This is a genomic window from Xanthomonas sp. LF06-19 (assembly GCF_034105425.1).
Lineage (GTDB): Bacteria > Pseudomonadota > Gammaproteobacteria > Xanthomonadales > Xanthomonadaceae > Xanthomonas_A > Xanthomonas_A sontii.
Genome location: NZ_JAXGGH010000009.1, coordinates 118,490 through 142,104, shown reverse-complemented (window position 1 = coordinate 142,104; position 23,615 = coordinate 118,490). Strand labels below are relative to the sequence as shown.

At 69.7% G+C, this 23,615-nt stretch carries 22 protein-coding genes; 21 read left to right on the top strand and 1 reads right to left on the bottom strand.

The genetic code is table 11. The features are described 5' to 3' along the window. Nucleotides 1–24: 24 nt before the first annotated feature. On the bottom strand, nt 25–801 hold the full coding sequence (map, locus tag SLW55_RS17735; protein WP_017911155.1) for a type I methionyl aminopeptidase: 777 nt from the start codon (nt 799–801) through the stop codon (nt 25–27). A gap of 226 nt (nt 802–1,027) precedes the next feature. Here map and SLW55_RS17730 point away from each other — a divergent pair, with 226 nt between their 5' ends. The 21 genes from SLW55_RS17730 (at nt 1,028) to SLW55_RS17630 (ending at nt 23,544) form a co-directional block, all read left to right on the top strand. Beyond that, the gene (locus tag SLW55_RS17730) at nt 1,028–1,531 is read left to right on the top strand and encodes a spore coat U domain-containing protein (protein ID WP_017912102.1); all 504 of its coding nucleotides are present in this window, start codon (nt 1,028–1,030) and stop codon (nt 1,529–1,531) included. A gap of 14 nt (nt 1,532–1,545) precedes the next feature. Then, nucleotides 1,546–2,286 carry a molecular chaperone gene (locus SLW55_RS17725; RefSeq protein WP_320745495.1) on the top strand — a complete coding sequence of 247 codons (741 nt, stop codon included), beginning with the start codon at nt 1,546–1,548 and terminating at the stop codon, nt 2,284–2,286. Beyond that, nucleotides 2,237–4,606 carry a fimbria/pilus outer membrane usher protein gene (locus tag SLW55_RS17720; RefSeq protein ID WP_320745494.1) on the top strand — a complete coding sequence of 790 codons (2,370 nt, stop codon included), beginning with the start codon at nt 2,237–2,239 and terminating at the stop codon, nt 4,604–4,606. The genes SLW55_RS17725 and SLW55_RS17720 overlap by 50 nt, the downstream gene beginning before the upstream one ends. Further along, the gene (locus tag SLW55_RS17715; RefSeq protein WP_017911098.1) at nt 4,603–5,625 is read left to right on the top strand and encodes a spore coat U domain-containing protein; all 1,023 of its coding nucleotides are present in this window, start codon (nt 4,603–4,605) and stop codon (nt 5,623–5,625) included. Before SLW55_RS17720 ends, SLW55_RS17715 begins: the two co-directional genes overlap by 4 nt. A gap of 81 nt (nt 5,626–5,706) precedes the next feature. Then, the gene (locus SLW55_RS17710; RefSeq protein WP_267099332.1) at nt 5,707–6,024 is read left to right on the top strand and encodes a hypothetical protein; all 318 of its coding nucleotides are present in this window, start codon (nt 5,707–5,709) and stop codon (nt 6,022–6,024) included. A 29-nt stretch (nt 6,025–6,053) separates the two neighbouring features. Further along, entirely contained in the window at nt 6,054–6,755 is a 702-nt protein-coding gene (locus SLW55_RS17705; RefSeq protein ID WP_320745493.1) for a fimbria/pilus periplasmic chaperone, read from the top strand. Nucleotides 6,756–7,031: 276 nt separating this feature from the next. Beyond that, nucleotides 7,032–7,829, top strand: a complete 798-nt coding sequence (gene rpsB / locus SLW55_RS17700) for a 30S ribosomal protein S2 (protein ID WP_017908839.1) — start codon at nt 7,032–7,034, stop codon at nt 7,827–7,829. Nucleotides 7,830–7,980: 151 nt separating this feature from the next. Further along, a complete protein-coding gene (tsf, locus tag SLW55_RS17695; protein WP_017908840.1) occupies nt 7,981–8,859 on the top strand; it encodes a translation elongation factor Ts in 879 nt (292 codons plus the stop codon). Nucleotides 8,860–8,978: 119 nt separating this feature from the next. Continuing rightward, nucleotides 8,979–10,475, top strand: coding sequence for a GGDEF domain-containing protein (locus SLW55_RS17690; protein WP_295963615.1), 1,497 nt, complete (start codon nt 8,979–8,981; stop codon nt 10,473–10,475). A gap of 81 nt (nt 10,476–10,556) precedes the next feature. Continuing rightward, nucleotides 10,557–11,279, top strand: a complete 723-nt coding sequence (pyrH, locus tag SLW55_RS17685; RefSeq protein ID WP_010344040.1) for a UMP kinase — start codon at nt 10,557–10,559, stop codon at nt 11,277–11,279. 196 nt (nt 11,280–11,475) lie between these two features. Beyond that, nucleotides 11,476–12,033, top strand: coding sequence for a ribosome recycling factor (gene frr / locus SLW55_RS17680; protein WP_010344041.1), 558 nt, complete (start codon nt 11,476–11,478; stop codon nt 12,031–12,033). A 38-nt stretch (nt 12,034–12,071) separates the two neighbouring features. After that, nucleotides 12,072–12,812, top strand: a complete 741-nt coding sequence (uppS, locus tag SLW55_RS17675; protein WP_160970844.1) for a polyprenyl diphosphate synthase — start codon at nt 12,072–12,074, stop codon at nt 12,810–12,812. Beyond that, nucleotides 12,809–13,633, top strand: coding sequence for a phosphatidate cytidylyltransferase (locus tag SLW55_RS17670; protein ID WP_017908843.1), 825 nt, complete (start codon nt 12,809–12,811; stop codon nt 13,631–13,633). Before uppS ends, SLW55_RS17670 begins: the two co-directional genes overlap by 4 nt. A 4-nt stretch (nt 13,634–13,637) precedes the next feature. Then, nucleotides 13,638–14,843 carry a 1-deoxy-D-xylulose-5-phosphate reductoisomerase gene (dxr, locus tag SLW55_RS17665; RefSeq protein WP_267111592.1) on the top strand — a complete coding sequence of 402 codons (1,206 nt, stop codon included), beginning with the start codon at nt 13,638–13,640 and terminating at the stop codon, nt 14,841–14,843. A gap of 26 nt (nt 14,844–14,869) precedes the next feature. Further along, nucleotides 14,870–16,228 (top strand): RIP metalloprotease RseP, encoded by a 1,359-nt coding sequence (gene rseP, locus SLW55_RS17660; RefSeq protein WP_320745492.1) that lies wholly within the window; start codon nt 14,870–14,872, stop codon nt 16,226–16,228. 80 nt (nt 16,229–16,308) lie between these two features. After that, a complete protein-coding gene (gene bamA / locus SLW55_RS17655) occupies nt 16,309–18,729 on the top strand; it encodes an outer membrane protein assembly factor BamA (protein WP_017908791.1) in 2,421 nt (806 codons plus the stop codon). A 515-nt stretch (nt 18,730–19,244) separates the two neighbouring features. After that, on the top strand, nt 19,245–20,267 hold the full coding sequence (gene lpxD / locus SLW55_RS17650; protein WP_295963608.1) for a UDP-3-O-(3-hydroxymyristoyl)glucosamine N-acyltransferase: 1,023 nt from the start codon (nt 19,245–19,247) through the stop codon (nt 20,265–20,267). Then, entirely contained in the window at nt 20,264–20,734 is a 471-nt protein-coding gene (gene fabZ / locus SLW55_RS17645) for a 3-hydroxyacyl-ACP dehydratase FabZ (RefSeq protein ID WP_010344048.1), read from the top strand. The genes lpxD and fabZ overlap by 4 nt, the downstream gene beginning before the upstream one ends. Before the next feature lie 19 nt (nt 20,735–20,753). After that, nucleotides 20,754–21,545 (top strand): acyl-ACP--UDP-N-acetylglucosamine O-acyltransferase, encoded by a 792-nt coding sequence (lpxA, locus tag SLW55_RS17640; RefSeq protein ID WP_017908793.1) that lies wholly within the window; start codon nt 20,754–20,756, stop codon nt 21,543–21,545. Nucleotides 21,546–21,568: 23 nt separating this feature from the next. Next, nucleotides 21,569–22,852, top strand: a complete 1,284-nt coding sequence (gene lpxB / locus SLW55_RS17635; RefSeq protein ID WP_320745491.1) for a lipid-A-disaccharide synthase — start codon at nt 21,569–21,571, stop codon at nt 22,850–22,852. After that, the gene (locus tag SLW55_RS17630; RefSeq protein WP_026143203.1) at nt 22,849–23,544 is read left to right on the top strand and encodes a ribonuclease HII; all 696 of its coding nucleotides are present in this window, start codon (nt 22,849–22,851) and stop codon (nt 23,542–23,544) included. Before lpxB ends, SLW55_RS17630 begins: the two co-directional genes overlap by 4 nt. The last annotated feature ends 71 nt before the right edge of the window (nt 23,545–23,615 follow it).

Here is a 23,615-nt window from a genome sequence, read left to right as displayed (position 1 = left end):
CATCGGCACCGGCCGGCAGCAGGCTCACGGTTCGCCGAGGCCGCCCGGCGACAGGGTCAGGACCTCCACCCCATCCTCGGTGACGGCGACCATGTGTTCCCATTGCGCGGAGAGCTTGCGGTCCTTGGTCACCACGGTCCAGCCGTCCGGCAGCACGCGGGTGTAGCGCGTGCCCTCGTTGATCATCGGCTCGATGGTGAAGGTCATGCCCGGCTTCAGCACCAGGCCGTCGCCCGGCCGGCCGTAGTGCAGCACCTGCGGTTCGTCGTGGTAGACCTTGCCGATGCCGTGGCCGCAGTACTCGCGCACCACGCTGAAGCGCTCGCTCTCGGCGTACTGCTGGATGGCATGGCCGACGTCGCCGAGCGTGGCGCCCGGCTTCACCGCGCGGATGCCGCGCCACATCGCCTCGTAGGTGGCCTCGATCAGGCGCCGCGCCATCACCGACGGCGTGCCCGCGCAGTACATGCGGCTGGTGTCGCCATGCCAGCCGTCCTTGATCACGGTGACGTCGATGTTGACGATGTCGCCGTCCTTCAGGACCTTGCCCTCGCTGGGGATGCCGTGGCAGATGACGTTGTTCACCGACGTGCACACGGTCTTCGGAAAGCCGCGATAGCCGACGTTGGCCGGCACCGCCCCCTGCACCTTGACGATATGGTCGTGGCAGATGCGGTCCAGCTCGGCGGTGGTGACGCCGGGCTTCACGTACGGGCCGATCAGGTCCAGTACCTCGGCGGCCAGGCGGCCGGCCACGCGCATCTTCTCGATGTCCTGCGGAGTTTTCAGATTGACGGTCATGGTCGTCATTATCGCTCATCCCGGCGCTGGCTGAACGCGCCGGACGCGTTGCCGGGTTTTTGGCACGCCGGCGCGGTCGCCGCTGCCTTCATCGCACTGAACACGGCGCCCTGTGGCGGTCATCCCATGTGAAAACTGGATAACGATCCATAAAAATGTGAACTGGCGCGCATTTTGCACTGGCGGTGGCACCGGCGGTTGTCCGCCCTCACCGAAGAACTCTGCCATGTACCTCTTCCATCGCGTTCTCGCCTTCCTCGTGCTGTTCGCCGCCGGGACCGGCCTGGCCTGGGCCCAGTCCGACTCGCGCACCTTCAACGTCAAGATCCAGATCACCAGCGTCTGCGACATCCAGACCGCGCCCACCGACGTCGATTTCGGCAGCGTCAATTCCACCCAGACCGCGATCAACAGCACCGGCACCTTGAACGTGCGCTGCACCTCCGGCACCCCGTACAACATCGCGCTCAACGCCGGTTCCGGCTCAGGCGCCACGGTCACCACCCGCACCATGGGCAGTGCCGACGCCAGCAATACCGCACGCGTGCCGTACGCGCTGTACCGCAATGCCGCGCGCACCCAGAACTGGGGCTCGACCATCGGCACCGACACCCAGGCCGGCACCGGCAATGGTGCAGTGCAACCGATCACCGTCTACGGCCAGGTCGCCAGCACCAACTACCCTGCCGGTTCGTACAGCGACGTCGTCACCGCCACCGTCACCTGGTAACCGGAGCCGCCTGCATGCGTTTGCGACTGCCTTCCTTCCTGCGCCTGCCGGCACTCGTCGCGCTGTGGCTGGCGGCGGCCGGCGCGGCTGTCGCCGCGAGTCTGCAGGTGGCGCCGACCTCGGTGTCGCTGCGTGCCGAGGAGACCGCGCAGGGCCTGTGGCTGAGCAACAGTGGCGACGTGCCGCTGCGCGCGCAGGTGCGCGTGTTCCGCTGGCAGCAGCGCGACGGCGAGGATGTGCTCGACCCCAGCGACCGCATCGCGCTCAGCCCGCCGATGCTGGAACTGGCGCCGCACGCGCGGCAACTGGTGCGGGTGATCCGCCTGGATCCCGCGCCCGCCGCCGGCGAGGACGCCTATCGCATCCTGGTCGACGAACTGCCCAGCCAGGATGCCAGCGGCAACTCCAGCGCCGGGCTGCAGTTCGTGCTGCGCTATTCGGTGCCGGTGTTCCTCAAGCCGGCCGCGACCACGGCGCCGGCACTGCGCGCGCGGCTGCTCCGCGACGGCGCGGGCGCGGCGCTGGAAGTGCGCAATGAGGGCAACGGCCACGCGCAGCTGGTGGACCTGCAGTTCGTCGCCGGCGACGGCCGCCGCAGCGCGATCGCCGAAGGCCTGGCCGGCTACGTGCTGCCGGGCCAGCGCAAGCGCTGGCCGCTGCCGGCGGCGCTGGCGCAGACCCAGGGAACGTTCGAGGCAAGGATCAATGGCGAGCCGCGCGCGCAGTCGCTGGTCGTGGACGCCGCGGCGCCCTGAACTGCTGCTGGCGCTGTGGGCCGGCAGCGCCGCGCTCGCCGTCGCCCAGCCGCAGCCCCCGCCCCGGCCCGAGGCGACCGCTCCGGCGCAGGAGACCCTGTACCTGGAGGTCACCCTGAACCAGACCCGCCAGCCCGGCCTGTTCCAGTTCCAGCGCGACGGCGAGCAACTGCGCGCCAGCGCCGCCACGCTGCGCCAGCTCGGCCTGCGTGTGGACGGCAGCGACGCCAGCGCGGCGATCGCCCTGGGCGACCTGGACGGCGTGCGCTTCCGCTACGACGCCAGCCTGCAGCAGGTGACGATCGACGCGCCGGTGGCGCTGCTGGACGTCGCCACCACCCGCATCGACGCGCGCGGCGGCGTGCCGTCGCTGCCGGCGACCAGTTCACCCGGCGCCCTGCTCGACTACGACCTCTACGCCAGCCGCCAGGGCGGCGCCAGCAATCTCACCGCCAGTGGCGAGCTGCGCGTGTTCGGCCTGGGCCAGGGACTGCTGCGGCAGTCCTTCGTCGGCCGCGTGTACCGCGAGCCGCAGCAGGACTGGCGTGCCCAGACGATCCGCCTGGACACGCAATGGCAGTGGTCGCTGCCAGAGCGAATGACCAGCGTGGTGCTGGGCGACACCTTCAGCAGCAGCACCAGTTGGAGCCGCACCGTGCGCCTGGGCGGCGTGCGGGTGGGCAGCGACTTCGGCCTGCAGCCGTATCGCGCGATCACCCCGTTGCCGGAATTCCTCGGCGAAGTGGCGGTGCCGTCCAGCGTGGACCTGTACGTCAACGGCATCCGCCAGTACGGCGCGCAGCTGCCGGCCGGGCCGTTCCAGCTGTCCGCCGCGCCGGGCGTGGACGGCGCCGGCAATGCCCAGGTGGTGATCACCGACGCCTACGGCCGCACCCGCTCGCTGGCCTTTCCGTTCTATGCGACCCAGGACTTGCTGGCCAGCGGGCTGACCGACTGGTCGCTGGCGCTGGGCCGGGTGCGCGAGGAGTACGGCGTCGCCGATTTCGCCTATGCCGGCGACACCGTCGGCAGCGCCAGCTGGCGGCGCGGACTCGGCCCGCGCTTCACCGCCGAGGCGCATGCCGAGGCCGGCGCCGGCGTGCGCAACGCCGGGGTCGGCGGCCTGTGGCTGTTGCCGCGTGCCGGCGTGTTCGGCGCCTCGTTGGCGCACGGCGGTGCGGCCGGACAGCACGGCCTGCAGTACGCGCTGAGCTACCGCTGGAACAACGGCCGCTTCAACCTGGCGATGGATACCCAGCGCGCGCAATCCGGCTACCGCGACGTGGCCGCGCGCTACGGCGCCGCGCCGCCGCGGATCAGCGAGCGCGCCCTGTTCGGCAGCACCTGGGACGGCGTCGGCAACATCGCCCTGAGCTACGTGCGCCTGGCCTACCCCGACAGCGGCGACCAACGCTACGCCAGCCTGTTCTGGACCCGGGCCCTGCCGCGGCAGTCGTCGTTGAACCTGAGCATCAACCAGAACCTGGACCAGGCCAGCGACCGCAGCCTGTACCTGGGCTGGTCGATCGCGCTGGACGGCCGCCGCCAGGCCGGCGTGGCGATGCAGCGCATCGGCGCGCGCACCAGTGCGACGGCGGACCTCAGCCAGGCGGCGGCCGCCGACGGCGGCAGCGGCTGGCGGCTGCAGGCGCGCGGTGGGCAGGACGGCGGCGGCGGCTTGGCCGAGGCCAGTTGGCGTGGCGACAGCGCCCGCTACGCCGGCGGCATCGCCAGCGCCGGCGGCCAGCGCTACGCCTATGCGGAAGCGTCGGGCGGCGTGGCCTGGATCGGCGGCGGCTGGTTCCCTGGCCGCGATCTCGATCAGGCCTTCGCCCTGGTCTCCACCGGCGGCGTCGCCGACGTGCCGGTGCTGCTGGAGAACCGGCCGATCGGCCGCACCGATGCGCGCGGCTTCCTGCTGGTCACGCCGCTGCTGGCCTGGCAGCACAACCGGCTGTCGATCGATCCGATGCGCCTGCCGCCCGAGTTGCGGCCGGAGCAGGTCGACCAGATCGTGGTACCGCGCGATCGGACCGGGGTGGTGGTGGCGTTCCCGATCCGCCGCAGCGACGGCGTGCTGGTGCAACTGCACGACGCCGCCGACGCGCCGCTGCCGGTCGGCAGCCGGGTGCATGGACCGGGCGTCGACACCGTGGTCGGCTACGATGGCCAGGCCTATGTGGAAGGGCTCGCGCCCGGCCGCAACGACCTGGAGGTGGACATGCAAGGAAGCCGCTGCCGGTTCCGGATCGAGCGCCCGACGCAGGCGCCGCCCACCCGGCTGGGTCCGCTGCGCTGCCTGCCGGAGCGCACGCCGTGAGCGCGCGCGCCTGGCGGATATGGCTGCCGGCGCTGCTGCTGGTGGCCGCGGCGCTGCTGCCGCAGCGCGCTGCCGCCACCACCACCTGTACCGCGCAGGCCACGGCGGTGAGCTTCGGCACCCTCTCCGACACCGCCGCCACCGACGCCACCGCACAGATCCTGGTGACCTGCCAGACCGGCGCGATCAGCGTGCTGGGCACGATCTACGTGCGCATGTGCCTGAACATCGGCGAGGGCGCGCAGGGTGCCGGCCTCGGCATCACCCCGCGGCGCATGCTCAACCCGCTCAACGACAGCCTCGGCTTCCAGCTCTACCGCGACAGCGCGCGCAGCCTGATCTGGGGCAGCGCGCTGAGCGGTTCCACGCCGCTGCAGGTGGACCTGACCTACTCGTCGCTGGCGACCGGCGGCAGCGGCACCGGCACCTACACCATCTATGCGCGCGTCCCGTTGCAAAGCGGTATCGCCACCGGGGCCTACCAGAACAGTTTCAGCGGCGTGTACACCAACCTGCAGTACCGCTACGACGAGCCGTTGGTCGGCAACCCCGCGGTGATTCCCACCTCCTGCACCACCGGCGGCAAGGGCGGCGGCACCTCGGTGCAGTTCCCGTTCGTGGCCAGCGCCACCGCCGCACCGACCTGCACCATCGCCAGCATCGCCGACCTGGACTTCGGCACCCAGTCCGGCCTGATCGACAACCCGCTGAACTACACCACCGTGCTCAGCATGAACTGCCGCTACCGCACCGCCTGGCAGGTGAGCCTGGACAATGGCCAGAACGCCAGCGGCAACGTGCGCCGCATGCGCAGCGCCAGCGGCCAGTACCTGACCTATGAGCTGTACCGCGACGCTGCGCGCACCCAACGCTGGGGCAGCACCCTGAATACCGATACCCAGACCGGCACCGGGACCGGCAGCGCACAGGCGCTGACCCTGTACGGGCAGGTCCCGGCCCGGCAGACGCCCGCCCCGGGCAGCTACAGCGACGTGGTCAAGGTCACCGTCACCTACTGAGGCCTGAACGGCGCCAGCGTGCCGGTCAAGTTGTCGTGGCGAGGGCCGCTATTGGCTATGTCCTCCCCGGAGTTCCGCTCGATGACTGCGCCGTTCCTGCGACCGCTGCTGCTGGCGAGCCTGTGCGTGGCCGGCGTCGACGCGGCGGCGCAACCCGCCGTCAGCACCGGCGCGATGTTGCGGATCGGTATCCGTATCGAGCGCAGTTGCGAGATCGGCGCCCCGGCGCGTCCGCAACCCGGGGCACTGCCGACGGTCGCCTGCAACCGCCCGCTGGCCTACCAGGTCAGCATCGACGGCACACCCGCGCCCGGCGCCGGCATGGCGTTGGCCTTGAGCCTGCCCGCCGCCGGCATCACGCCGGGCACGTCGGCGGGCTACGCCACGGTCGCGTTCTAGTGGGCCGCGCCCGCAGCGCGCGCGCGCGCTTGCTGCCAACGCTGCTGCTGGCGCTGGCCGGCAGTGCCGGCGCGGCCGGGGTGCGGATCAGTCCGACCCTGGTGCAACTGGCACCCGGCGAGACCAGCACCGACATCTGGCTGAGCAATACCCAGGACCGCCATTGGCAGGCGCAGGTCACGGTGTACCGCTGGCGGCAGACCGACGGGATGGACGACCTGGAGAGCAACGACGAGGTCCGCACCAGCCCGCAATCGATCGACATCCCGGCGCAGGGGCGGCAACTGCTGCGGCTGGTGCGTCCCGGACCGGCCAGCGCCGAGGAAAGCGCCTACCGCCTGGTGCTGGAGGAACGCCCCGCCCCAGCCGACCCGGCCGCACCGGCGCCCGCCACGCCGGCCCCACCCTTGCTGCTGCGCTATTCGACCCCGGTGTTCCTGAGCCCGGCGGACCCGGCAGCCGCGCCGCGCCTCAGCGCCCACCTGAGCGCCGGCGCGCGCGGGCCGGAGCTGGTGGTGCACAACCGCGGCAGCGCCCACGCCCGGCTCAGCGACCTGAGCTTCGTCGGCGCCGACGGCCGCACCCTGCCCCTGTTCCCCAGTCTCTCCGGCTATGTCCTGGCCGGCGCCTACAAACGCTGGCCGCTGCCGGCCACCGCGACCGCGCCCGGCGGCCACTTCGCGGCCAGGCTCGACGACCAGGCGCCGCTGCAGGCGCTGCCCGCCGAGTGAACCGCCCGGCACATTGCGCCAGCGGCCCCCGCCAGGTATAGTGCGCGGCTTCGTCGTGCCCGTCATGGGCCGATGGACCGTCCACGCCGGACGCACCGGCGAATTCACACCTGCAGCCATCGCCCGTGCCGGGGTGCTCCGCAAGGAGTTCGGCCACGGAGGCAGCAGGGAGGCCCAACCCCGGAATCGTCGTGCGGCCCCATAAGGCTGCCGTCATGCGCGCGCTTCACCCATTCCTGCCCGCGCACGGCCGGTTCCCCATCAGGAGTCACTGCAATGCCTCAGGTCACCATGCGTCAGATGCTGGAAGCCGGCGTCCACTTCGGCCACCAGACCCGCTACTGGAACCCCAAGATGGCGCCGTACATCTTCGGCGCGCGCGGCAAGATCCACATCATCAACCTCGAGAAGACGGTTCCGCTGTTCAACGACGCGATGAACTTCATCTCCAGCGTCGCGCAGAAGCGCGGCACCATCCTGTTCCTGGGCACCAAGCGCAGCGCCCGCGACGCGGTGAAGGAAGAAGCCGAGCGTTGCGGCCAGCCGTTCATGACCCAGCGCTGGCTGGGCGGCACGCTGACCAACTTCCGCACCGTCAAGCAGTCGGTGGCGCGCCTGAAGGAGCTGGAAGCGGCCGAGACCGACGGCACCTTCGACAAGCTGGTCAAGCACGAAGTGCTGACCCTGCGCCGCGAGCGCGACAAGCTGGAAGCCTCGCTGGGCGGCATCAAGGAAATGAACCGCCTGCCCGACGCCCTGTTCGTCATCGACATCGGCCATGAAGACATCGCCATCAAGGAAGCCAAGAAGCTCGGCATCCCGGTGATCGCGGTGGTCGACACCAACTACAACCCGGACCTGGTCGACTACGCCATCCCGGGCAACGACGACGCCATCCGCGCCGTGCAGCTGTACGCCCGTGCCGCCGCCGACGCCGTGCTGGAAGGCAAGGCCGCTGCGCCGAACGCCGCCAGCGTGCGCGAGGAAGAGTTCGCCGAGGGCGGCGACGACAAGGGCCGCGGCCCGCGCAAGAACGGCAAGAAGGCCGAAGAGACCGCTCCCGCCGCCGAGTAACCGGCGCGCCATGCGGCTGCGCGATCATGCGCAGCCGCCGCCCGGCGCGTTCGGCGCGCCCGGCTTCGCGAGCGCCGCCTGCGGCGCCCGCTTCCCAGATCTACCGGCCGGCCGCAAGCCGGCCTTTTCCCACCTTTCGTGAGGACATCCCGTGGAAATCACTGCTTCCCTGGTCAAGGAACTGCGCGAGCGCACCGGCGCCGGCATGATGGAGTGCAAGAAGGCACTCACCGAGAACGCCGGCAACATCGACAACGCCGCCGAGTGGCTGCGCAAGTCGGGCCTGGCCAAGGCCGACAAGAAGGCCGACCGCGTCGCCGCCGAAGGCCGCATCGCGATGGCGCAGGACGGCGGCAAGGCGGTCCTGGTCGAAATCAACTCCGAGACCGACTTCGTCGCCAAGGACAACAACTTCCTGGCCTTCACCGACGCCGTCGTCCAGGCCGCCCTGGCCTCCGGCGCCGCCGACGTCGAAGCGCTGAAGAGCGCCAAGCTGCCCAGCGGCGAGACCGTCGAGGAAGCCCGTGCCGCGGTCATCGCCAAGGTCGGCGAGAACGTGCAGGTGCGCCGCCTGGTGCGCATCGACAGCGCCAACAACGTCGCCGCCTACGTGCACGGCGGCCGCATCGGCGTGCTGGTCGAGGTCAAGGGCGGCGACGCCGACCTGGCCCGCGGCATCGCCATGCACATCGCGGCGATGAACCCGCCGCACGTCAAGGCCTCCGACGTCCCGGCCGAGTTCGTGGCCAAGGAAAAGGAAATCGAGCTGGCCAAGATGTCGGAGAAGGACAAGGCCAAGCCGGCCGACATCCTGGAGAAGATCATCAGCGGCAAGATCGCCAAGATCGTCAACGAGGTCACCCTGTACGGCCAGCCCTACGTGCTGAACACCGACCAGACCGTGGAGCAGGCAGTGAAGGCCGCCGGCGCCGACGTGGTCGGCTTCCAGCGCCTGGCCGTGGGCGAAGGCATCGAGAAGGTGGTGGAAGACTACGCCGCCGAAGTGATGAAGCAGGCCGGCTTGGCCTGATCCCGCGCCCGGGAAGAAAAGAGCCGCGCATTGTCGCGGCTTTTTTTTTACGGGTGTACGCTGCGCAGGCCGGGACAGGCCGCTCCCCCACCTCTCATTCCATGCCGTATCGGAAGTGCATGCATCCTGAACTCGAAGCGATCCTGAGTCACTCCCGCGACCTGCCCTCGCCCCCCGGCGTTGCCTTGCGCATCATCGAACTGGCGCAGGACGCGGACGTGGACCTGGCCGCGACCGCCGATGCGATCGCCATGGACATGGCACTGAGCGCGCGCATGCTGCGCATCGCCAATTCCCCGCTGTACGCCAGCCGGCGTCGCGTCGACAACCTGGGTCAGGCGCTGACCATGCTCGGCCTCAACGCCGCGCTGAGCCTGGCATTGGGCTTCTCGATGGTGCAGAGCCTGCGCGGCGGCAGCGGCGAGCCACAGGAACGGCTGTGGCGGCGCAGCGTGCTGGCGGCACTGGCCAGCCGCCTGCTCGGCCAGGCCGCGGGGCTGCGCAAGCACGAGGAACTGATGCTGGCCGGGCTGCTGCAGGACATGGGCGCACTGGCCCTGCTGCACGTCTGCCACGACCAGTACGCCGCCCTGCTGCACGAGGCGGCTGGCGATCCGCAACGGCTGAGCGCGCTGGAGCGCGAGCACCTGGGCGCCGACCGCGCGGAGGTCGGTGCCTGGCTGGCGCAGAAATGGAAGCTGCCCGCCTACCTGCAGCGCAGTATCGGCGGCGGCGGCACTGCCGGCGCCGCGACCGAACCCTTCGACATCTGCGTGCGCCTGTCCGGCGCCGTCGCCGACATCTGGCTCGGCGACGATCCTGAAGCCGCGCGCACCCACGCCATGCAGTGCGCCTATCGCGACCTGCAACTGGACAGCCGCCGCTTCGACGAGGTGGTGGGCCACATCGCCGAGGCGCTGCCGGCGGTCAGCCCGATCTTCGACGTGCGCATCGCGCAGCCGGAACGGGTCGACGCGATCATCAGCCATGCCCGCGAGCTGATGGTGCTGCGCAACCTGCGCGAAGTGCAGGAAGCCAACCGCGTGCGCCAGCGCGCCGACGAGTACGAGCAGCACGCACGGCGCCTGGCCGAACAGGCCAGCCGCGACGCCCTCACCGGCGTGTTCAACCGGCATCAGCTGGACACCCTGCTCAAGCAGCAGTTCGAACTGGCCAATCGCCACGACTGGCCGCTGTCGGTGGCCTTCATCGACCTGGACGATTTCAAGAAGATCAACGACGCGCACGGGCACCTGGTCGGCGACCAGGTCCTGCGCGCATTCGCGCAGACCCTGCAGCCGATGCTGCGCGCCAGCGACACCGTGGCGCGCTTCGGCGGCGAGGAATTCCTGGTGCTGTTGCCCAACACCGGCGAAGAGGCCGCGCTGGGCGTGATGCGGCGCATCCTCGCCGAGATCGCGCAGCGGCCGATGGCCGACACCAAGCAGGGGCCGCTACACATCAGCTTCTCCGCGGGCGTGGCCACCCAGGGCGGCCGCGAGCGTTTCAACAGCGCGCAGGAACTGCTGCAGGCGGCCGACGACATGCTGTACAGCGCCAAGCACGGCGGCCGCAATCGCGTCACCGCGCGTTCGTCCGGCGAGGCGCAACGCTGAAGCATCGCCGGCGGCACAGACGCGCTGGCGCGCATCGGCTAAAATCGTGTGGTTTGCCCGTCATCCCCCAACGAGGTCGCCATGTCCCAGCTCGCCTATCGCCGTATCCTGTTGAAACTGTCCGGCGAAGCGCTGATGGGAGACGGGGACTACGGCATCGACCCGAAGATCATCAATCGCCTCGCCCATGAGGTGATCGAGGCGCAGCAGGCCGGCGCGGAAGTGGCGCTGGTGATCGGCGGCGGCAACATCTTCCGCGGCGCCGGTCTGGCCGCCAACGGCATGGACCGGGTCACCGGCGACCACATGGGCATGCTCGCCACCGTCATCAACGCGCTGGCGATGCAGGACGCGCTGGAAAAGCTCGGCGCCAAGGTGCGGGTGATGAGCGCGATCAAGATCAACGACGTGTGCGAGGACTTCATCCGCCGCCGTGCGATCCGCCACCTGGAAAAGGGCCGCATCGCGATCTTCGCCGCGGGCACCGGCAACCCCTTCTTCACCACCGACTCCGGCGCCGCGCTGCGCGCGATCGAGATCGGTGCCGACCTGCTGCTGAAGGCGACCAAGGTCGACGGCGTGTACGACAAGGATCCGAAGAAGCACGCCGACGCCGTGCGCTTCGACAGCCTGACCTACGACGAAGTCATCGCACGCAACCTGGAAGTGATGGACACCGCCGCCTTCGCCCTGGCCCGCGACAGCGACCTGCCGCTGCGCATCTTCAACATGGGCCAGCCCGGCGAACTGCTGAAGATCCTGCGCGGCGCCGAGATCGGCACGTTGGTGAAGGGAAGGGGCTGAAAAGCCGGGAATGGGGAATCGGGATTAGGGAATCGCCACAGCGTTGCGCACTGCAGCATTGGCGCTGGCCACGATTCCCCGCCACATTGGCGTTCAGTTGGGCGCGCCGGAATCCGCCCTTGCCATTCCCCATTCCCGATTCCCCACTCCCGGCAGGCTATAATCGTCCGATTCAGATTCAGCACGGACACCGGCGATGCTCAACGAAATCAAGCAAGACGCACAGACCCGCATGGCCAAGAGCATCGACGCGCTGCGTCATGCGCTCATCAAGGTGCGCACCGGCCGCGCGTCGACCGCCTTGGTCGAGCACCTGAAGGTCAACTACTACGGCTCGGACATGCCGCTGAGCCAGGTCGCCAGCGTGGCCGTCGCCGACGCCCGCTCGCTGACCATCACTCCGTGGGAAAAGCAGATGGTCGGCGCGGTCGAGAAGGCGATCCTGGCCTCGGACCTGGGCCTGACCCCGAACACCGCCGGCACCACCATCCGCCTCAACCTGCCCGCGCTCACCGAGGAGCGCCGCCGCGAGCTGTCCAAGGTCGTGCACGGCGAAGGCGAGGACACCAAGGTCGCGATCCGCAACATCCGCCGCGACGCCAACCAGCAGGTCAAGGATCTGCTGAAGGACAAGAAGGTCACCGAGGACGAGGCCCGCGCCAGCGAGGACGACATCCAGAAGCTGACCGACAAGGCGATCAAGGACGTGGACGACGTGGTCAAGGGCAAGGAACAGGAACTGATGGCGGTCTGAGCCTGCGCCTGCCGGCCATGCCTTCCGACCCCGTCCCCATGTCCCTGCCCCGCCACCTGGCCATCATCATGGATGGCAACGGCCGCTGGGCGCAGCGCCGCCGCCGGCCGCGCGTGATCGGCCACCGCGCCGGCGCGCGTGCGGTCAACCGCACCATCGACTTCTGCCTGGAGCGCGGCATCGGCGCGCTGACCCTGTTCGCCTTTTCCAGCGAGAACTGGGGGCGCCCGCAGGAGGAAGTGGACGCGTTGATGAAGCTGTTCCTGCACGCGCTCGACCGCGAGGTCGAGGAACTGCAGCGGCGCGGCGTGCGCGTGCGCTTCATCGGCGACCGCTCGCGCTTCGCGCCGTCGCTGTGCGAGCGCATGGCACAGGCCGAGGCGCGCACCCGCGACAACCAGGCCCTGCACCTGTCGATCGCCGCCAGCTACGGCGGCCGCCAGGACATCGCCCTGGCCGCGCGCGCGCTGGCCGAGGACGTCGCCGCCGGACGCCTGCGCCCGGAGCAGATCGACGAGGACGCGCTGTCGGCGCGCATGGCGCTGGCCGACCTGCCGCCGCCGGACCTGTTCATCCGCACCGGCGGCGACCTGCGCATCAGCAACTTCCTGCTGTGGCAGCTGGCCTACACCGAACTGTGGTTCACCGAGACCCTCTGGCCCGAGTTCGGCCCCGAGGTGCTGCAACAAGCCCTGGACGACTACGCCCGCCGCGAGCGGCGTTTCGGCCTCACCAGCGCGCAGGTCGCCGAAGCGGCGACGGAGAACGTTTCCGCATGACCCGTACCCGCGTCATCGCCGCGCTGATCATGGCCCCGCTGGCCATCTGCGCCATCCTGCTGCTGCCGACCCAGTGGCTGGTCGCGCTGGCCGCCCTGATCTTCCTGATCGGCCTGTGGGAATGGCTGAAGCTGGCCGAGGTCGACGACACCTTGCCGCGCACCATCCTGCTGATGCTCAACCTGCTGCTGATGGTGCTGCTGGTGTGGGCCTCGGCCGGCTCCCTGGTGCTGTTCCAGCTGACCACCCTGATCGGCGCCGGCTGGTGGTGCGTGGCCTTGCTGTGGCTAGGCTTCTACCGCTTCGGCTCCGACCACGCCACCTACGCGCGGGTGTTCAAGCTCGCCGCCGGCACCCTGGCGATCGTGCCGGCCTGGGCCGCCCTGGGCCTGATCCACGCCAGCGAGCCGAACGGCCACCGCTGGCTGCTGACCGCGCTGGCGACGGTGTGGGCCGCCGATTCCGGCGCCTATTTCGCCGGCCGCCAGTTCGGCAAGCACAAGCTCGCGCCGCGGATCAGCCCCAACAAGACCGTGGAGGGCCTGGTCGGCGGCCTGCTGGCCGGCCTGATCGTGGCCGCCGGTTTCGGCTGGCTGGCCGGGGTGACCCTGCCGCACCTGCCCGGGCTGCTGATCGTGGCCGCGGTCAGCGTGCTGGCCTCGGTGGTCGGCGACCTGTTCGAGAGCCTGCTCAAGCGCCACGTCGGCGCCAAGGACTCGGGCAACGTGATTCCCGGTCACGGCGGCGTGCTGGACCGGATCGACGGCGTGCTGGCGGCGCTGCCGATCTTCGCACTGGGCAAGGACATCTTCGGGTTCTGAGCCAGTGAACACGCAACGCAGCAAGACCCCAGCGGTCCGCACCATCGCCGTGCTCGGCGCCACCGGCTCGATCGGCGCCTCGGCGCTGGACGTGATCGCGCGCCATCCGCAGCGCCTGCGCGCCGGCGTACTGGCCGCCGGGCGCAACGTCGACGCGCTGCTGGCGCTGTGCGCCACGCACCGTCCCGCGCATGCGGTGATCGCCGATCCGGCGCTGTACCCGGCGCTGCGCGACGGCCTGCGCGCGGCCGGGCTGTCGACCCAGGCGCATGCCGGCGACGCCGCGCTGGACCAGCTGGTGGCTAGCGACGCCTGCGACAGCGTGGTCGCCGCCATCGTCGGCGCGGCCGGCCTGGCCTCGACCCTGGCCGCGGCCCGCGCCGGCAAGCGCCTGCTGCTGGCCAACAAGGAAGCGCTGGTGCTGGCCGGCGAACTGGTCACCGCCGCGGCGGCCGCGGCCGGCGCCGAGATCATCCCGATCGACAGCGAACACAACGCCATCTTCCAGTGCCTGCGCTCGCGCCAGACCGGCGCCGAAGTCCGGCGGGTGCTGCTGACCGCCTCCGGCGGCCCGTTCCGCGGCTGGGACCGCGCGCGCCTGCAGGAGGTGACCCCGGCGCAGGCCGTGGCGCACCCGAAGTGGTCGATGGGGCCGAAGATCTCCGTCGATTCGGCGACGTTGATGAACAAGGGCCTGGAAGTGATCGAGGCCCACCACCTGTTCGCGCTGGCGCCCGAGCGCATCGAGGTGCTGGTGCACCCGCAGAGCCTGGTGCATTCGCTGGTCGAGTTCATCGACGGTTCGACCCTGGCGCAGATGGGCCTGCCGGACATGCGCACCACCCTGGCGGTGGGCCTGGGCTGGCCGGACCGCATCGCCTCCGGGGTCGCCGGGCTGGACCTGCTGACGCAGGGCCGGCTGGATTTCGAGGCGCCGGACCTGGACGCTTTCCCCTGCCTGGGCCTGGCCTGGCGCGCGATGCAGGCCGGCGGCAGCGCCCCGGCGATCCTGAACGCGGCCAACGAAGTGGCTGTTTCAGCCTTTCTTCAGGGCCGGATCGGTTTCCTATCGATTCCTGCGCTGGTCGAGAACGCCCTGACCGAGCTGCCTGCGGTCGCGGCCGATTCCCTGGACGCGTTGCTGGCGGCGGATGCGCACTCGCGCAAGATCACCGAACTCGCCATTGCCCGCCACTTCGCCCATGCTTGATCCCCACGCCGCCATGAGCCACGCGCATGGGTAATGTCGTCGGCTCCATCTGGTGGATGCTGGTCAGCCTGGGCATCCTGGTGACCTTCCACGAGTTCGGCCATTTCTGGGTCGCCCGCCGCTGCGGGGTCAAGGTGCTGCGCTTCTCGGTGGGCTTCGGCAAGCCGCTGTGGTCGCGCTACGACCGCCACGGCACCGAGTTCGCGATCGCCGCGATTCCGCTCGGCGGCTACGTGAAGATGCTCGACGAACGCGAGGGCGAGGTGGCCCCGGCCGAGCGTGCGCAGGCCTTCAACAACAAGAGCGTGTGGCAGCGCATCGCCATCGTCGCCGCCGGCCCGATCGCCAACCTGATCCTGTGCGTGGCGTTCCTCTGGGCGATGCTCGTGATCGGCAAGCAGGACTACGCGCCCATCGTCGGCCGCGCCGAGGGCCTGGCGCAGCAGGCCGGGTTCCAGCCCGGCGAGCGCATCGTCCGCGTCGGCGACCGCGACGTCGCCACCTGGAGCGAGGCCGCCATGCAGCTGACCGTCGCCGCCATGGACCGCGAGGACGTGCCGGTGCAGACCGAGGACGCGCAGGACGGCGCCAGCCATACCCGGACCCTGCGCCTGTCGCAGCTGCCGGTCGGCTTCGACGAGCAGCAGGTGCCGGCCCTGGCCGGCCTGACCTGGCGCTTCACCCTGCAACCGGCGGTCATCGCCAACGTCACCGCCGGCTCGGCCGCCGACGGCGTGCTGCGCCCCGGCGACCGCGTGCTGGCGGTGGACGGCACCCCGATCACCAGCGCCGACCAGGTCGCGCCGCAGGTGCAGGCCCTGGGCCGCGGCGGCGGCAACGGCCTGATCGAGGTCGAGCGCAACGGCGAGCGCCTGGCCCTGGACGTCCATCTCAAGCAGGCCGCCGGCCCCGGCGCGCCGCGCTGGACGCTGGGCGTGGCCATCGGCGAGCAGCGCCGCCCGGCCTACGACGCCACCCTGCGCTACGGCCCGCTGGCGGCGATCCCGGTCGCCTTCCGCGAGACCGGCCGGCTGGCCGGCGACACGCTCGGCATCCTGCGCCGCATGCTGACCGGCGAGGCCTCGCTGAAGAACGTGTCCGGCCCGATCACCATCGCCAAGGTCGCCAACGTCTCGGCCAAGCAGGGCCCGGACTGGTTCCTGAATTTCCTGGCGCTGCTGTCGCTGAGCCTGGCGATCATGAACCTGCTGCCGATCCCGATCTTGGACGGCGGGCACTTGCTGTATTACCTTATCGAGTTGGTCAAGGGCAGCCCGCTGAGCGAGCGCGCCATGGCGGCGGGGCAATTCGTGGGCCTGACGTTGCTGGCAGGACTGATGGGGTTGGCGTTCTACAACGACCTCTTCGGCCAGGCCCTGCGATGACCCGCGCCGATCCACTCGACCCGCTGTCGTCTTGCGCCGGCGCCCATGCAACAACGATATCGACCTCTACCGGACGTGACATGACGAGATTTCCCACTCGCCGCCTGCTTGCCCTCGCCCTCGCCGCCAGCCTCAGCCTGCCGGCCCTGGCCCAGGTAGCGGAGCCCTTCACCGCCAGCGACATCCGCGTCGACGGGCTGCAACGCATTTCGTCCGGCACCGTGTTCACCTACCTGCCGGTGGAACGCGGCGACACCGTGGACGAGGCCAAGGTCGCCGAGGCGATCCGTGCCCTGTACCGCACCGGCTTCTTCGAGGACGTGCGCGTCGACCGCCAGGGCAACATCCTGGTGGTCACGGTCAAGGAGCGTCCGGCGATCAACAAGCTGACCGTCACCGGCAACAAGGACATCAAGAGCGAGGAACTGCTCAAGGGCCTGTCCGACATCGGCCTCAGCGAAGGCGGCACCTTCGACCGGCTGAGCCTGGACCGGGTGACCCAGGAGCTGACCCGCCAGTACAACAACCGCGGCAAGTACAACGTCGAGATCACCCCGACGGTGAGCCCGCTGGACCGAAACCGCGTCGACGTGGCCATCGCGATCAAGGAAGGCAAGGCGGCCAAGATCCGCCACGTCAACCTGATTGGTACAGAGAAATTCCTCAACAAGGACATCCTGGAGAACTGGGAGTCGCGCGAGCACAACTGGCTGTCCTGGTACCGCCGCGACGACCAGTACTCCAAGGAAAAGCTGTCCGGCGACCTGGAGAAGCTCAACTCCTGGTACCTGGACCGCGGCTACGTCGACTTCAGCGTCGACTCCACCCAGGTGGCGATCAGCCCCGACAAGCGCGACATGTACCTGACCGCCGGCATCACCGAAGGCGAGCAGTACAAGATCTCCGACATCAAGGTCACCGGCGACACCATCCTGCCGCAGGAAGAGATCGAGAAGCTGGTGATCCCCAAGGCCGGCGACACCTTCTCGCGCGCGCTGCTGGAATACAGCTCCGACGCCATCACCAATACCCTGAGCAACATCGGCTACGCCTTCGCCAAGGTCACCCCGATCCCGACCACCGACCGCGAGAAGCGCACGGTGGCGGTGAACCTGCAGGTGACCCCGGGCCCGCGCGTGTCGGTGCGGCGCATCGTGTTCCGCGGCAACACCCGCACCTCCGACGAAGTGCTGCGCCGCGAAATGCGCCAGTTCGAGGACACCTGGTACTCGCAGGCGGCGATCGACCGCTCCAAGATCCGCCTGCAGCGCCTGGGCTATTTCGAGTCGGTGGACGTGGAAACGCCGCCGGTGCCGGGCAGCAACGACAAGGTCGACGTGGTCTACAACGTCAAGGAGACCACCTCGGGCAGCTTCACCTTCGGCCTGGGCTATTCGCAGACCTACGGCGTCACCACCTCGGTGCAGCTGTCGCAGAACAACTTCCTCGGCGGCGGCAACCGCGTCGCGGTGGACGCCTCGCGCAGCAGCTACCAGGAGCGCTACGCGTTCTCCTACACCAACCCGTTCTTCACCGACGACGGCGTGTCGCTGGGCTACAACCTGTCCTGGCGCAAGCTGGACTACTCCGACTTCGGCACCGCGCAGTACAACAGCACCAACGGCGCGGCGCAGGTGATCTTCGGCGTGCCGATCACCGAGACCGACAGCGTCTCGCTGATGTTCGGCGTGGACAGCAACCAGATCACCACCTATCCGGGCTTCACCCCGCAGGCGATCATCAACTACATCGACGCGATCGGGACCAAGACCTTCCACGCCTGGCGCAGCGAGCTCGGCTGGGCGCGCGACACCCGCAACGACTACTTCATGCCCACCCGCGGCATGTACCAGCGTGTGGGCCTGGAAGCCACCCTGCCCGGTTCCACCGTCGAGTACTGGAAGCTCAACTACCAGATCTCCAAGTACTGGCCGATCTCGCCGGCGCTGGTGCTCAACACCCGCGCGGAGTTCGGCTACGGCGACAGCTACGGCAGCGACGTGTCGCGCGACATCTGCGGCACCTACACCAGCGATGCGCAAGGCACGACGACCTACAACCCGCAGGCCTGCAACGGCTCCAACCTGATCCGCAGCGTCACCGCCTCGGGCCTGCCGTTCTACGAGAACTTCTACGCCGGCGGCACCAACTCGGTCCGCGGCTTCGAGGACAACACCCTCGGCCCGCGCTCGGAGGCCACCGCCTCGTACCGCCGCGGCCAGCCGCTGGGCGGCTCGTTCAAGACCGTGGGCTCGGCGGAAATGTACTTCCCGAAGCTGTTCGACAGCCCGTCGGCGCGCATTTCGGCGTTCGTGGACGTCGGCAACGTGTTCAATGGCGTGGACAACTTCAAGTCCAACCAGTTGCGCGCCTCCACCGGTATCGCCCTGCTGTGGCGGGCCCCGGTCGGCCCGATCTCGATCAGCTATGCGATTCCGTTGAAGAAGGAAGACAACGACGAGATCGAGCGCCTGCAGTTCACCTTTGGTGGGCAGTTCTAAAAGAACTGCCCACCCGCTGCCAGGGCTGCGCCCTGGCAGCCAGGTTTTCGCTGCGCGAAAACCTGCTGGGGCTTGGCTTGCCTAATCCCCGCGCCTGTCGGCGCGCCCCCTTTAACAGAAAGGGGGCTTTGCTCCAGTCGGTTGATCGTTCCTGATAGGTGGTCGTGGCCTGTTGCGCTGCCACGTGCGATCGCCCTACGCGGCCGTACGACTGCCCATCCGATGCCGGGGCTTGGCCTTCCAAATCACTGCGCCTGTCGGCGCGCCCCTCGCGTTGCGAATCGCAAGCCATGGTTCATTGCCTTCCGAATCCTGCGCCTGGGAGTGTGTTGCTTGTGGCCGTACCCTCACCCCAACCCCTCTCCCGGTGGGAGAGGGGCTGACGCGACTCCCTTCTCCCATCGGGAGAAGGTGCCCCGTAGGGGCGGATGAGGGGCGGGCAGTGCACGCTGTATCAGCACGCCCTACGCGGGCGTACGTATGACCGTGCTGGTGGCACACGGTAGAATCTCCCGGTGAATACTTCGACCTATACCGCTGACGAGATCGCCGAGCGTTTCGGCCTGCAGGTGCATGGCGACGGCAGCGTCGCGGTGCGCGGCGTGGCCACGCTGGCGCAGGCCGGCCCGGGACAGCTCAGCTTCCTGGCCAATCCCCGCTATCGTGCGCAACTGGCCGACAGCACGGCGGCGATCGTGGTGCTGCGTGCCGACGACGCCGAGGCGGCGCCGGGGACCGCACTGATCGCGCGCGATCCGTACGTCGCCTTCGCCAAGATCGCCGCGCTGTTCGACGTGGCCCCGCTGCGACCGCCCGGCATCGATCCCAGCGCCAGCATCGATCCCAGTGCGCAGGTCGCGGCCAGCGCGCACATCGGCGCGTTCGTCAGCATCGGCGCGCGCAGCGTCATCGGCGAGGGCTGCGTGATCGGCCCCGGCTGCGTGATCGGCGAGGACTGCCAGGTCGGCGCCGGCAGCGAACTGATCGCCCGCGTCACTCTGGTCACCCGGGTGCGTCTGGGCCAGCGCGTGCGCGTGCATCCCGGTGCGGTGCTCGGCGCCGATGGGTTCGGTCTGGCGATGGACGCCGGCCGCTGGATCAAGGTGCCGCAGCTCGGCGGCGTCCGCATCGGCGACGATTGCGAGATCGGCGCCAACACCTGCGTGGACCGCGGCGCGCTGGAAGACACCACCCTCGAAGAAGACGTGCGCCTGGACAACCTGGTGCAGGTCGCGCACAACGTGCACATCGGCGCGCACAGCGCCATCGCCGGCTGCACCGGCATCGCCGGCAGCGCCAAGATCGGCCGCTACGTGATGCTCGGCGGCGCGGTCGGCGTGGTCGGCCACCTGGAGATCTGCGACAAGGTCGTGGTCACCGGCAAGTCGGTCGTGCGCAACTCCATCCACGAGCCAGGCGAGTACTCGTCCGGCACCCCATTGACCGACAACCGCACGTGGCGCAAGAACGCCGCGCGCTTCAAACAGCTCGATGCCCTGGCCCGTCGCATCCTGTCTGTCAGCAAGGAGAAGGAATGAGCCACGATCAGCCCCTGCCGGACGCCACCCTGCCGGACATCAACCAGATCCGCGCACTGCTCCCGCACCGCTACCCGTTCCTGCTGGTGGACAAGGTGGTCTCGCTGGATTTCGAGAACCGCCGGATCGTCGCGCACAAGAACGTCAGCATCAACGAGCCGTACTTCCAGGGCCATTTCCCGGGCCAGCCGATCATGCCCGGCGTGCTGATCATCGAGGCGCTGGCGCAGGCCGGCGGCATCCTGACCCAGCTGGCGATGGGCCGCGACGCGCAGTCCAAGCTGTTCTACATGGTCAAGGTCGACAACGCCCGCTTCAACAGCCAGGTGGTGCCCGGCGACGTGCTGGAGCTGCACGTGGAAATCAAGCGGGTGATCCGCAACATGGCGGTGTACTACGGCGAGGCCAAGGTCAACGGCAAGGTCGTGGCCTGCGCCGAAGTGCTGTGCGCCGGCACCCGCGAATGACTCTGGCAGGAGACCTGCGATGAGCGCCAACGCTCCCCTGATTCACCCCTCCGCGATCATCGATCCCGGCGCGAAACTCGCCGCCGACGTGCGCGTCGGCGCCTTCACCGTGATCGGCGCCGAGGTGGAGATCGGCGAAGGCTGCGAGATCGGCTCGCATTGCAGCATCGTCGGCCCGACCCGGCTCGGCCGCGACAACCGCCTGGTCGGCCACGTCGCGCTCGGCGGCGACCCGCAGGACAAGAAGTTCGCCGGCGAACGCACCGAACTGGTGATCGGCGACCGCAACGTGATCCGCGAGTTCGTCACCGTCAGCCGCGGCACCGGCAGCGGCGGCGGCATCACCCGCGTGGGCAGCGACAACTGGTTCCTCGCCTATACCCACGTCGCCCACGACTGCATCGTCGGCAACCATTGCGTGTTCTCCAACAACACCACCCTGGCCGGGCACGTGGAAGTGGGCGACCACGTGATCATCAGCGGCTTCGCCGGCGCGCACCAGTTCTGCCGCATCGGCGATCACGCCTTCCTCGGCATGGGCGCGCTGATCAACGGCGACGTGCCGCCGTTCACCATGGTCGGCGGCAATTCCCTGGGCCGCCCGCGCGGCATCAACAGCGAAGGCCTGAAGCGCCGCGGCTTCGATCCCGAGCGCGTGGCCGCGATCAAGCGCGCCTACCGCGCGCTGTACGTGGCCGGCCTGCCGCTGGCCGAGGCCAAGCACCAGTTGGCGGTGCTGGCCGAAGGCAGCGAGGACGTGCGCGCGATGCTGGAGTTCATCGAATCCAGCGAGCGGCCGTTGTTGCGATGACGGCCGGGAATGGGGAATCGGGAATGGGGAATGGGAAGAGCGGTCGCCCGCCCGGCCCCGGCCCCGCTGTTGCTTCAACCATTCCCCATTCCCCATTCCCCATTCCCCGCGCAGCGAAGCTGCGCATCGCCCTGGTCGCCGGCGAAGCCTCCGGCGACCTGCTGGGTGCGGGGCTGATCGAGGCGCTGCGCGCGCGCTACCCCGACGCCGAGTTCGCCGGGGTCGGGGGCGAGGCGATGCGCCAGGCCGGGTGCCAGACCTGGTTCGACGCCAGCGAGCTGGCGGTGATGGGTCTGCTGGAAGTGCTGCGGCACCTGCCGCGCCTGCTGAAGCTGCGCCGCGCGCTGCGCGAGCGGCTGCTGGCCTGGCGCCCGGACGTGTTCGTCGGCATCGATGCCCCCGACTTCAACCTGGGCGTGGAGCGCTGGCTGAAGCAGCGCGGGCTGCGCACCGTGCATTACGTCAGTCCATCGGTATGGGCCTGGCGCGAGCAGCGCGCGGCCAAGATCGGCGCCAGCGCCGACCGGGTGCTGTGCCTGTTCCCGATGGAGCCGCCGATCTACGCCAAGCACGGCGTGGACGCGCGCTTCGTCGGCCACCCCATGGCCGATGCGATCGCGCTGCACGAAGACCGCGGCGCGGCGCGTGCGTCCCTGGGCGTGGCCGCCGACGTGCCGGTGCTAGCGGTGTTGCCGGGCAGCCGCCTGGGCGAGATCGGCAAGCTCGGCGACACCTTCTTCGCCGCCGCCGCGCAGGTGCTGCAGCAGCTGCCGGACGCGCGCGTGCTGGTGCCGGCCGCCAATGCCGCGTGCAAGGCGCTGATCGAAGAACAACTCGCGCGCTCGGCCTTGCCGGCGGCCGCCACCCAAGTGCTGGACGGCCACGCGCGCACCGCGCTGCTCGCCGCCGATGCGGTGCTGCTGGCCTCCGGCACCGCGACCCTGGAAGCCATGCTGGTGAAGCGGCCGATGGTGGTCGGCTACAAGGTCGCCCCGCTCACCTACCGCATCGTCAAGGCGCTGGGCCTGCTGAAGGTGGACCGCTACGCCCTGCCCAACATCCTCGCCGGCCACGACCTGGCGCCGGAGCTGATGCAGGACGCCTGCACCCCCGACGCCCTGGCCGCCGCGCTGCTGCACTGGCTGCGCAACCCGCAGGCGGTGGCGGCGCTGCAGCCCGAGTACGAACGCCTGCACCTGCTGCTGCGCCAGGACGCCTCGGCGCGCGCGGCCGATGCGGTGCTCGAATTGCTGGAGGGCCGGGAATCGGGAATCGGGAATCGGGAATCGACAGGAGCAACGGCATGAAGCGCTCCCTTCCCCCGCCGTCGCCGCAGCAGTCGCTTTTGTCCCATTCCCCATTCCCCACTCCCGATTCCCGGCTCTATGCCGGCGTCGACGAAGCCGGCCGCGGTCCCCTGGCCGGGCCGGTGGCGGTGGCGGCGGTGGTGTTCGATCCGGCGCGCACGCGCATCAACGGGCTGGACGATTCCAAGCAACTGACCGCGGCGCGCCGCGAGACGCTGTATGCGCGCATCGTCGAGCGCGCGCTGGCCTGGCAGGTGGTGCTGATCGAGGCCGAGGAGATCGACCGGCTGAACATCTACCAGGCGACCATGCTGGGCATGCGCCGCGCGGTCGAGGGCGTGGCCCACGTGGCCGGCTTCGCCCGCATCGACGGCAACCGCGTGCCCAAGGGTCTGCCCTGCGCCGCCGAGGCGCTGGTCGGCGGCGATGCCCGCGACCGCGCGATCATGGCCGCCTCGATCGTCGCCAAGGTCACCCGCGACCGGATCATGCAGCGCCTGCACGACGAACACCCGCACTACGGCTTCGACCTGCACAAGGGCTACGCCACCCCGGCGCACCTGGCCGCACTGGCCGCGCACGGCCCCTGCATCCACCACCGGCGCAGCTTCGCGCCGGTGCGCATGGCCCTGGCGGGCCGGGAGCCGGCCGTGGAGATTGGGGATTCGCTGGAGTCGCTGCAACTCGCGTAGGACGTTCGACTGGGTCGGGCCGGCATCGCGCGCACTCAACGCGCAATGAGACCGCAAACGAATCCCCAATC